The 11,351-nt window shown below is 59.8% G+C and carries 8 protein-coding genes and 1 pseudogene; 4 read left to right on the top strand and 5 right to left on the bottom strand.

The genetic code is table 11. The features are described 5' to 3' along the window. The first annotated feature begins 1,338 nt into the window (after window positions 1–1,338). The gene (locus AAFX91_RS17790; protein ID WP_394567284.1) at window positions 1,339–2,526 is read left to right on the top strand and encodes an MBL fold metallo-hydrolase; all 1,188 of its coding nucleotides are present in this window, start codon (window positions 1,339–1,341) and stop codon (window positions 2,524–2,526) included. Here AAFX91_RS17790 and AAFX91_RS17785 read toward each other — a convergent pair. The 5 genes and pseudogenes from AAFX91_RS17785 to AAFX91_RS17765 all read right to left on the bottom strand — a co-directional run bounded on the left by AAFX91_RS17785 (window position 2,510) and on the right by AAFX91_RS17765 (window position 5,756). After that, window positions 2,510–2,998 (bottom strand): hypothetical protein, encoded by a 489-nt coding sequence (locus tag AAFX91_RS17785; RefSeq protein WP_394567283.1) that lies wholly within the window; start codon window positions 2,996–2,998, stop codon window positions 2,510–2,512. The genes AAFX91_RS17790 and AAFX91_RS17785 overlap by 17 nt on opposite strands. Window positions 2,999–3,262: 264 nt before the next feature. Then, window positions 3,263–3,892, bottom strand: a pseudogene (locus tag AAFX91_RS17780) (DUF1007 family protein). A 3-nt stretch (window positions 3,893–3,895) separates the two neighbouring features. Beyond that, on the bottom strand, window positions 3,896–4,381 hold the full coding sequence (locus AAFX91_RS17775) for a hypothetical protein (RefSeq protein ID WP_394567282.1): 486 nt from the start codon (window positions 4,379–4,381) through the stop codon (window positions 3,896–3,898). Window positions 4,382–4,560: 179 nt separating this feature from the next. Continuing rightward, complete coding sequence (locus AAFX91_RS17770) at window positions 4,561–4,773, bottom strand: hypothetical protein (RefSeq protein ID WP_130577811.1); 213 nt, start codon at window positions 4,771–4,773, stop codon at window positions 4,561–4,563. 11 nt (window positions 4,774–4,784) lie between these two features. Beyond that, window positions 4,785–5,756, bottom strand: coding sequence for a GTP-binding protein (locus AAFX91_RS17765; RefSeq protein WP_130577847.1), 972 nt, complete (start codon window positions 5,754–5,756; stop codon window positions 4,785–4,787). 306 nt (window positions 5,757–6,062) lie between these two features. Here AAFX91_RS17765 and AAFX91_RS17760 point away from each other — a divergent pair, with 306 nt between their 5' ends. From AAFX91_RS17760 to AAFX91_RS17750, 3 genes are all read left to right on the top strand, one after another. Beyond that, a complete protein-coding gene (locus AAFX91_RS17760; RefSeq protein ID WP_394567281.1) occupies window positions 6,063–7,058 on the top strand; it encodes a hypothetical protein in 996 nt (331 codons plus the stop codon). 330 nt (window positions 7,059–7,388) lie between these two features. Then, window positions 7,389–7,817: a DUF2946 family protein gene (locus AAFX91_RS17755; protein WP_394567286.1), complete on the top strand. Its 429-nt coding sequence runs from the start codon at window positions 7,389–7,391 to the stop codon at window positions 7,815–7,817. 124 nt (window positions 7,818–7,941) lie between these two features. Then, window positions 7,942–11,301 (top strand): TonB-dependent receptor domain-containing protein, encoded by a 3,360-nt coding sequence (locus tag AAFX91_RS17750; protein WP_394567280.1) that lies wholly within the window; start codon window positions 7,942–7,944, stop codon window positions 11,299–11,301. Window positions 11,302–11,351: the final 50 nt, after the last annotated feature.

Below are 11,351 nucleotides of genomic sequence, written 5' to 3'. Positions count from 1 at the left end.
CGCGAAACTACTTCGCCGTCGTCGCCATTGCCGCCACTCTGCTCTGGATAAGGTAACTGTCCACACGGCCTAGCCCGTCATTCAATCCACGTTAAACTCAGTTTCCATCGAGACGAGATTGGGCATGCCATGAAAAAAGGCGACGCAACTTGTCCACGGTGCGGAGCTGGATTCCGTAGGCTCGAGCTATCCTCGAAGCAAGGAACAGAGGGCGAGTATCACTGCCCGGTGTGTGATACCCCGCTGGAGGTTTTCGACGGCCACGCGCTCGTCATCTACCGCCTGACCATCCAGCCTAGCATTGGTACTTTGAAGGCCTAGATGCGACCGCGGCCGCGTAGTCCGGACGGACTCTGCCTGCTCCGTATTCAATTGACATGATTATCGCCGTGTTCGCATCGCACCTGACGCGCGCACGAAAAATTCACTTTCGAAGAGAGCCGCGCGCCGACGTGCTGGAGGATGGGCACACCGCTATCGAACGGTTCCTCGCCAACAGGGTAGCCCGGGACCGTCGGGAACGTGTTTCCCGAGGGGTCACTATAATGGGTCACGCATGGTAGCGGGGGTCCGCTACACCGCGAGACCCACTATTTCCGAAGTCTTGTTTTCCTACCGAAGGGCAGCCTAACTCGAGACGTGGACCCTCGGTAGTTCGTCAAGAGCCGCCGTTCGTACGCAATCCCTCGCCGCGAGGAATGGCACGCGAGTAGGTTCAAATCCCGGAGGCGCAACACCCGATTCCTGCGATTGATTGAACGCGAGATCCCGAAACTGGCTACGTAGTACGAATTTGCTAGCCAAGACGAGCAAAGCTAGTGTTTGCAGGTGATTTCTTCGTGGCGCGCCAATTTCCTCTATTTTTACAGCGCGATATGCGCGCGCGAACCGAAACTCCAGCTTTGCCACGCTCGAGCCAGTAAGCAGATGTGAAGGAAAATCGTCGGCAAGTTCAGATAGCTTGGCAGCTGACGACGTCAGTCGGAAGTTCGCCAGTCTAAGCCCAGCGATCGTTTCGATAAGCGGTCGGAGTAGCGCTCGCAGGCCGCCGCTCACGCTCGTCCGAGTTGGACACGGCGACACAACAAGATCCGCATGTTCTCGAGTTCTAACGCGCGCATTACGACCTTGCGCGGCTCCGTGCGATTGCATCTCGCTATCCTGATTGGTGACTGTCTATTTGCAGCAAGTCGAAACTGCGCTTGGCCTCGCCGAGGCAGAATGAGACTCGCCACGGTGGCAAGCGCGGGATAGGATGCCCCCAATCCTCGGTGTGCGGGCTGCCAGACGCTGGTGTGTTCGGCACCCCAACGCCTCCGCCCTGGAGTGCGTTTCCACGTGACGCCTTGCGGCAGCAGAGGTCACGCAGGGGAGGATTTGATCATGTTAATTTGCCAGTGCAATGCGATTCATCGACGCGACGTGGTGTGCGGTGGCGGTGCTGTCCTGTTCAGCGCTATTGTGGCGACGTTGATGGGCGGCGCGAAGCCAGTGCGCGCGGAAACGATTGCCGGCAAGGTGCCCGAGATTGACCGTGTCGCGGTATGCGTGGTGGTCGACAGCTATCAATTCGCTGTCGCGCCGAGCCAGAAGGTTTCTGATGTCGAGATCGAACACTTCGGCTGGGGCATCGGCGGTGGCAAGCCGCCGGGCAAAACGCTGATCAGTGAGTTCGGACTGTCGATGCACGTCGAGTCGCAGCGCGGCACTGAAACACGAAATGTCCTGATGGATTTCGGCTTCACACCGGACGCGCTGGTCAACAACGCCAATCTCGTAGGCATCGATCCGGCCGCGCTTGACGCCCTTGTCTTGAGCCACGGTCATTACGATCATTTTGGCGGCCTCGCCGGCTTTTTACGGCAAAACAACAGCAAGCTGAAAGCCAAGCTGCCGATTTACGTCGGCGGCGAGGAGGCATTCTGCTCGCGCGAATGGACAGCTCCGCCGGTACGCGGCGACTTCGGAGCCTTGGATCGCAAGGCACTGGAAGACGCCAATGTTGCGGTCACATACGCAGAAGAACCGGCCCTCATCGCCGACCACGGCTTCACCACCGGCCACATCGGCCAGGCGAGCTTTGAGAAATTGCTATCGCCCAGTGCCATGAAGATGGGCGTCGACCACGGCTTTGGCTGCTATGCCGAGCGGCTTCCGGAGGACGAACGGACGAAGGCAGTCATCCCGGACCAGTTCCGGCATGAGATCGCGACAGCATTCAATCTAAAAGGCCGCGGATTGATCGTATTGACGTCCTGCAGTCATCGCGGGGTGATCAACGCGATCAAGCAGGCACAGGCGGCTTCGGGCATCAACAAGGTTTATGCCGTGATTGGCGGGTTCCACCTTGCGCCTTACAAGGAAGACTATGTGCGCGACACGATCGCTGCGTTGAAGAGCATGGAAATCGAGTACGTAATTCCACTGCACTGCACTGGTGAGCCATTCTACGAAATGGCCAAAGCCGAGATGCCGAACAAGCTGCTGCGCTCCTATACGGGGACACGCTTCATCTTCGCGGCCTGAGTAAGGAATGGCACCACGATAGCCATAGCGTCTGCGGTCCGCGAATGAATGCATTCGCTGGCGCCGTGCATCCATCGAGCATGCATTGGCCGCCGCGCATGGCGATCGCGCCAAGGCGCGGAGCGCCAAGCTGGAAGGTCTTGCCGCCATAACCCGAGGCGACGCTTAGGACAGACGCATCGGCCCACCTCAGTTCGCGGAAGGCAATGAGAAAACCACGGCTTTTGACGTAGAGAAGCCGCAGGCCGATCAGGATGACGAGGCCATAGCTGACGATCTCGACGACGTGGACGGCGAGGCCGATCACCTTGGCCGTCGCGCCAAGTAGAGCCGCGGCTATGGCCACGACAAGAATGGCAACAACGGATTGGATGCCAGCGGACGAGAATGACAGGACAACGCCGCGGCGCCAGGTCTCTTCATTGGCGACGAGATAGGAAGAAATGACGGCCTTGCCGTGTCCTGGGCCCACAGCATGAAAGACGCCATAGAGAAACGAGATGCCGAACAGACCCTACATCGCGGCTCCATCTTCCTTGCTGGCCCGGATGAAGCCCGACAGCGAACGGTAGAAGGCGGCCTGCTCGGCGAAAATCCAGCCGCTGACGCCCGAAGCGGAGATGCCGCTGCTGCAGGATGCGGCGCACCAAACGGCGCGCTCCAGACCGACACGATGCCGCCTGCAAATGCGATAAGATCGCCACGAGGGCAGTGGCGGAGACGGCGCGCGGTCTGGTCATGGGCACTTCACCAGCATCTTGTTCGCGAAAGTTTCTCCGTAGGTGCTGGAGGCATCGAGCGGATCGCTATTAAGCTGAGTGAGCCGCAACTGTTCCGCCGGCTGGTGCGGCAGATCGTAAGTCAGATTGCATTGCGGCGCGCCGCTCAAGGAAACCGGCTTATCCTTGGCAAATTCGAAACCCACGAAGATCGTGGGATCGTAGACCTCAATCTGCATGACCTTTGCCGTGGCGGCCGCTTTCAAAGGCAAGGTGAAATGGAGAGTCAGGGCGGCGTTCTTGTATTCCAGCCAATAGTCGACTGGATCCGAAAACTTCACTTTCTTGCTGTCGGCGCGCGCAAAGGTGAAATAGCCCTACTCCTTCAGCGAATCGACATTGACCTGGGCGAGAGGGGCGAGCTCTTCCCGCGTGTACTGACCCTTGCTCGCATGAGAGATGCCCTGAATCGCATAGGCCGAAAACATGTCATCGAAGGTCCAGGCGTGGCGGACACCCGTCATGGTGCCATCAGCGGCGTAAAGGACTTCGCTGTGGAAGGTGACCCAGACATGGGGATGCGCCTCGGCGAGGTTAACGGACAACAAGAGAAGGATCGCGCAGCCGCAACATACGCGTTTGATCATGGTCTATCTGCCGAATCGAGGAATGAGGCGCCCCGAAGAAAGCGGGGACGGCGGTCTCAAACGCGCTCGGAGCGCGGTCGCGCACCAGGTGACGCATGCGCCTTGCGCCGCGCTACGCAAGACATGTCCTGCGGCAAAGACGGAAGGGGCGGCAAAGGCCTCAGACGGCGGGGGCGCGAGGGCCAGGAATGCCGCGTGACGCTGTTGAAACACCCGATCGGAAACTGGATTGAACGCACGATCAGTCTCAGCGAATTGCGGCAGATGCAGATTTACCGAAGCATCCGGTAATGAAGAGTTCGACAGCAGCAAGCCCGAGAAGCAGATTGGGCAATTGTCATCGTGATCGGCCAGCCGCGCCGGCAGCTGCGTTACGGCTTGCCGTGGTGGCCCAGCGTGCCTGAGGCTCTCGACATTGGTGCGGCCGAAGCCTGAAAAGGCGAGATCGTGCTTGTGGACGTGCGCGAACGACAACGCGAACTGCAGCATCAGCGCCGCCAGCGCGAGACAGGCTCCGCATGGCCGGGTGAAGGCCCGCGCCGAGATCGATTTCGCCCCTGCCAAGGAGCCGTTCCCCTTCTCGCGTTCCTAGCCAGAAACTACAGCCATCGGCCGAACGCGCAATGGCCGCGTCGTTTGGCGATCATTAATGGACGAGGAAAACATGGCTATCGAGCGGCGATGAACGGCCGGTCATACGCATTATTTCTGCTCGAGGACCCTTTCAACCCGGTCGCCTTACCCTTGCCGGCTCGGTCATTGGGCCACGCGTCAACCGCATCGGCCGGTGGAAAGATGCTCTCATATATCGCGCGGGCTTCGCGAATGAGGCGAAGCCGCTCGAGTTCGGATTTCGAAACGAATCCTACGATCTTGCCCATCTGCACTCCCTTTAGGCGTAGCAAGCCTCAAAGCCTTGCCTGAGCAGGTCCTTCGGAAGGTCACGCCCGATGAAAACAAGGCGTGTCTGGCGCGGCTCCTGCTCCTTCCAGGGACGCTGACTTCCGCCTTCAATGAGCATGTGCACGCCCTGAACGACAAACCGACGATCGTCATCCTCCATGGATGCGATGCCCTTCATGCGCAGGATGTCCGTTCCGTAGCGCTGGGTGACATCTTGAATCCAGGACACGAACCTGCCGGGCTTCATCGGTCGATCGGCGACTAGGGAGATGCTGCCGATCCCGTCGTCATGTTCGTGCTCGTGCGCTTCGGAGAGGAATGCCGGCTCGACTTCGAGGATGCGCTCGAGATTGAAGGCGTCTGGTCCCAGGACCTGGGCGAGATCGATACCACAGCGCTCCGTTCGGTGAATCTTCGCATAAGGGTTGATGTTTCTGATGCGACGTTCGACCGTTGCGAGGCCGCCCGCATCGACAAGGTCGACCTTGTTGACGAGAACGATGTCGGCGAACGCAAGTTGCTCCTGCGCTTCCGGCGCTCGGCCAATCTGTTCGAGGACATGCCTGGCATCCGCGACGGTGATGATGGCGTCGAGCTTCGTCTTGCGGCGGACATCCTCGTCGACAAAGAAGGTCTGCGCCACCGGCGCGGGATCTGCGAGCCCCGTGGTCTCGATCACAATGCCGTCGAAGCCGCGGCTGCGCCGCATCAACCCCGCGATAATGCGAATGAGGTCGCCGCGGACCGTGCAGCAGATGCAGCCGTTGTTCATCTCGAAAATCTCCTCGTCCACGTCGACGATGAGATCGTTGTCGATGCCGACCTCTCCGAATTCGTTCACGATCACCGCAAAGCGCTTGCCGTGCGTCTCGGATAGAATGCGGTTCAGCAGCGTGGTCTTCCCAGAGCCGAGATAGCCGGTCAGAACCGTGACGGGAATCTGGGGTGCAGCATCGGCCATGGTGTTGTTATCTCCTTGCGTTTCGTGGGGGCGGCGCTTTTCGCCATATCGTCGATCGCTGATCCGCGCATGGTCGGGTTCGGGCCGGGATCGAGCGGAAGGAGGCGTTAGCAACTTGATGCGAAATGCCCCCTGAGCTCATTGCGATCCGAAACGTCATGTTATAACATTACATGTGATCGGGAGAAGGCGCAAGGGACCGTGCAGTAGCTCGCTGTCCCGCCGCGAGAGCCCGCGCTAACTGTTGGATACACTGCGATGCTTGAACTTGCGTGAACAAGGATTGGAAACAGGAGAATTGATCCGGTGCGGTTACGATCCATCCTTCTGATCTTCAGCCTCTTGATCATCGTAATCGCCTTATTGGCGCCGCCGCGGTCTTTTGCCGCGCAGCAACCGTTGAACGTTCCGGCTTGGCTGAGGGCCCATGTCGGCGAAGGCGAAGGTCAAATCACAGAAGTGGTGTTGCAGAGGGCGCGTGCGCTTTACCAGCAAAAAGTGAACCAAGGCGCGGTGAAGAATCCTTGCTACTTCGCGATGGACGCGACGCGTCCCAACGATTTAGGCGAAGGCAAATTGGCGCGCCGGTTCTACGTTATCTGCGAATCCGAGCGATCGTTTCGTGCAATTTCGTCGGGTCACGGCGGCGGTCGCGATTTGAAAGGCGTCGCGGATTTCGCGAACGGAAGACGCTGCGCGAAGAACTTCGGCAACGCGATGGATTCAACTCTGACGACTGGCGGGGCCTATGTAACAGGCGAGACGACGATGTCCTTCAAAGGCTACTACCGTGTTTCGGCGAAACAAGACGCGGTTCTGATACGCTCGTTTGTTCAGTTTGATGGCGGGGGCGAGACGGCAAATGCCCGACAGCGCGAGATCGGCGGGCATCCGGCCGAGTTGTTGAGGAACGTCTGTCTTCGAAAGGATCCACGCAGTCCGTACGCAAACCGCGACGGTTACGTTCCCTTTGGAACACTAGAGGATTACGCTGGCGGCCGCAGCAACGGCTGCACCAGTTGGTCGCCATTGGACGCCGGCCAAATCATCGCGATGGTGAAGGATAATCCGACGACGCTTTACATCTATCCTGACTCTGCCGACATCGAAGCCGTCGCGCGAGCAGTTGCGGCCGGCCGGTCGCTATCCGGCGTGGGACTATATTGGAACGCCTCCTGTTTGAACGAAATCCGGGCTCCAAAATTTTGGCCAAAGGAAACCCTCGAGCCGATCCTGGCTCGATACAAGAAGGATCATCCGGCACCGGCGCAACGGCCAACGCCGATTTGCAAGGCACAGTGAAGTTTCTCGCTTGTGGCCTGTCTCTCGCCCTGGCTATCCCGCAAATCTCCGGCATAACTGCGACAGCTCAAGAGGGCCCGCTGGTTTAGACGCTGGCCGGCGCAAGTACCCCGACTTCCACCTGTGAAGTTGGAAACCGATGTCGCTACGCGGGCACAGACAACACCGCTGCCAGGCTCGGGTGCCAAGTCCGCGAGATGTGATTCTTTTCCTGAGGTCGCGCTAATTAGGCGGTCCGGAGACGATCATCACCGGTCCCCGTCGAATAACTTAGGTCTTCGCCCGACGGCTGGTCGATTTTCGACCGCAAGGCCAATTTTCGACCCTTTGATGTTACGACAAGCTTGGATAAGATCGGCTTCGAGCGAAGGGCATTGCTTCCGGATGCGTTGGTTTCGGAAACATAATAGGCACGGTTCATGGCTTGCGCTGATCGCGCTCGTCATCAACCTGACGCTGGCCTTCGGTCACGTTCACGGCTTCGCCGGGAAAGTGCCCGAGCGCTCCGGCGTGCTGATTGCCGCCATAGCGGGCGCCGATGGCGGCCAGAATCGTCATAGCCCGTCAGACAGCCATCCCGACTATCTCTGTCCAATCTGCATGGCCACTGCGGTCATGGGCAACGGCCTAGCGCCAACTCCGCCAGCGCTGCTCGTGGAATTTGCTGATGCGAGGATCGATCATCCGATCGATCATTTCCGCTTCTTGCTACAACCGCCGCGGGCCGCGTTTGAATCACGCGGACCTCCGATTTCCTGACATCGCTGCTTCGATCCCGCTGGCGCCGCGCCATGGGGGCGCGCCGCGAGCCGGGGCCGAAGCTCCTTCCGTACGACGACGCTTTTGCGTCGCGGGCAGGCGTTCAGTCAGGAAACATTCCTTCATGGGCACTCCGTTTCTCTTTCGCACCTTCCGCGGCATTTTGCTGTCGGCATCGTCGCTCACGCTCGTGGTGGCATCGGGTGCAGCCGCGCTCGCCCAAGCCCCCAGCCCGGCCCCCCAGGGGACGAGTTCGACGCCGCAGCCGAGTGCCTCCCCGTCCGCGCAACCTTCGCCGCAGCCGGAAAGCTCGGCCACGCCGGCGCCCTCAGAGTCACCGGCCAATTCGCCGACCCCGCAATCAACGCCGGCCGTGCAGGCCGCGCCTCCGGGAGCCAACGTTCTGCCCGAGACCCGGGTCGCCGCGCCTGTCGAGCGGCGGCGGCCGCGAACGCCGCCGCCAAGGCAGGTCGTGCGTAATCCACCGTCGACAGCGACGGCCGTGCCAAGCGCGGAACAGGCCCAAGCTGCGGCGAATCGCCAAGTCGTCCAGCAGACCCAGACCTTCGACCAGCGGCGCGACAACGTCATCATGCCCAAGGTTGGCACGACGAACTATCAACTTAGCCAGAGGGATATCGAGAACTTCCCGCAGGGAAACGCCGCTCCGCTCAAAGATGTCGTGCTGCAATTTCCGGGTGTCTATCAGGATTCGACGAGCTCGGGCGATTTTCACGTTCGCAATGAGCATGCTAACGTTCAGTACCGGATCAATGGGATTCTGCTGCCCGATGGCGTGTCGGGCTTCTCGCAGCTTCTTGAGACCTCCTTCATCGGCAGCATAGGACTGATCACCGGCGCGCTGCCGGCCCAATATGGCCTGCATACGGCTGGCATCCTCGACATCACGACCAAGAGCGGAGCGGCGCTCTCCGGCGGCAGCGTCAGTATCTACGGCGGCAGCCGCCAGACCATTACACCGAGCTTCGAATATGGCGGGGTTGAGGGCAACACCGACTATTACGTCACCGGCCGCTATTTGAGCACCGGCCTCGGCCTCCAGAATCCCATAGCTACCCTCAACGCCATTCACGATCATTCGGAACAGGGCAGGTTCTTCGCCTATACGTCCACGGTGCTTGATCCGACGGCGCGCGTGGTCACCATTTCAGGTTTCAGCGAGACCCGTTATCAGATTCCCAACAATCCCGGACAGCCGGGTAATGTGGGAGGCTTTTGCGGCGGTCCTTTCGATCCCGCGAACCCCTGCCTCAACCCGGATGGCATCCCCAACCCGAATGCTCCCCCCTATACAGCCTTCGGCAAAAGTAGCTTCGATTCGGCCACCCTCAATGAAAATCAATATGAGAAGAACGCCTACAACGTCATTGCCTGGCAGAAGTCGGAGGGCAATTTCGATGCCCAGCTCGCGTATTATTCGCGTTATAGCGATGTTCACTTCGTTCCCGACCCGGTGGGCGATCTCTTCATCAACAATGTCGCATCCGATGTTTATCGCAGTTCCTTCCTGAACGGCGTGTCGGGCGATTTCGCGTACCGCTTGAACGATGCGCACACTCTTCGCGCCGGCTTCTACACCAACGGCGAGCAGAGCCAGATCGCAACCGTAAGCACCGTCGAGCCGCTAGACCCGAACGATCCGAGCGGCCTGACGGCGATCGACAGGCCCTTCAACATTCTCGATAGCAGCAAATTGTTTGGCTGGCAGCTCGGGGCCTACGCCCAGGACGAATGGCGGCTGACCCACGAACTCACGTTAAATTACGGCCTGCGGTTCGATCAAATCTACCAGTACGTCGACGCGAACCAGCTCAGCCCGCGCGCGAGCCTGACCTACAAGCCATGGTGGTCGACCGTCCTGCACATCGGTTACATGCGAACGTTCGAACCGCCACAACAAGTGCTTGGTCGAACGATTCCGACCCAGATCTTTAATGGCACTACCGCGGGCACCCCAATCATCACCCCCGATCAGGCGGCCGTGCTGCCCGGCCAGGTGGCCGGCTTTCCTCTCCAGAATGTCGGTGCGATCCAACCCGAACGGGCGAATGTGTACGACGCGGGCTTCACGCAGCAACTGCTGCCGCAATGTCCGACGACACCAGGCGCAACACCCTCCAAAGCGCCGGTCGCAGCCGCAAACTGTCCGACCCTCGAACTCGGCGGCAGCATCTACTACAAGACCGCCAGGGACCTCCTCGACGATGGCCAGTTCGGCCAGGCCTACGTGCTCACCGCGTTCAACTATGACAAAGCCGAGAATTACGGTGCCGAACTGAAACTAAGATTCAGGTATGGCGGCTTCTCTGCTGACACCAGTTGGGCGTGGGGGGTCCAGCACGCACACACTGTCGTGTCAAATCAGACCCTGTTTAGTCCAGACGACCTGGTCTACATCCAGAACAATTGGATCCACACCGACCACGATCAAACCTATACAGGTTCTGGAAGGGTCGCATACCGGTGGACCGACACCAACAGCTGGTTGGACGGCACCACCGCGAGCGCAACGTTCATCTACGGTAGCGGCTTGCGCACGGACCCCCCGAATTTGCCGCCAGGGGTAGTCTGCCCCAACTGCGACCACCTGCCATCCTATTGGCAGATCAATACCGGCGTGTCGCACGAGTTCGCCCATGGCTGGAACGGATTGCCGGTTACGGTTCGTTTCGACGTGGTAAACCTGACCGACTACATTTACCAGATCCGCAACGGTGCCGGCATCGGTGTGTTTGCGCCTCAATACGGACCGCGGCGCGGATACTACTTTGGCATTTCGCAGAAGCTCGGGGCTCCGGAGAAGGTTGCCGGCGTTCTGCCTGGCTTCTACACCAAGGTCCGTAACTCGGCACCGACAGCTTACTATTGGGCCGGTCCCTACGTCGGCGCCAACTTCGGTGGCGCCTTCAGCGGCGGCGAGCACGTGGCCACGCCGATCGGCACCGACAGAACCAATCCGGCGGGCGCGCTCGGTGGCTTGCAGGCCGGCTACAATTTTCTGGTGGCTCCGAACTGGCTGGTCGGGATCGAAGGCGAACTCGCCTGGACGTCAGCTCAGGGTAAAGCCAATTTCGTTGATCCCGCCGGCACGGCGGCGCTCTCGATCACCAGCGACCACAACTGGTATGACACCCTCACCGGCAGGATCGGCTATGTCACCGGGCCGCTAATGCTCTACGCAAAGGGCGGCGCCGCGTTGATGAACGCCGATTATCGTATGGAGGTGAATAGCGGGCTCGACGGTCTCACTGTTGCTCACGCCACCCGTCCCGGATGGATCGCGGGCGGTGGCCTGGAATACATGCTGGGATCACACTGGTCGGCGAAGCTCGAGTACGACCATCTCGACTTCGGCAGCAAAGGGCTCGAGTTCGTCAATTCGTTCGGCACGAACGTGACTGTCAAGACCGAGGTCAACCAAGTCAAAGCCGGCGTGAATTATCACCTTGAGGGATTGCTTTAGCGACTGGTTAGCGCGAGCAGGCCCACAGGTAGGGGCAAAAGTGGGGGCCG

Origin of the sequence: Bradyrhizobium sp. 31Argb, assembly GCF_043638955.1 — a bacterium.
Taxonomy (GTDB): Bacteria; Pseudomonadota; Alphaproteobacteria; order Rhizobiales; family Xanthobacteraceae; genus Bradyrhizobium.
Note: the sequence above shows the minus strand (reverse complement) of the source record. Positions and strands in the feature narration are given on the sequence as shown.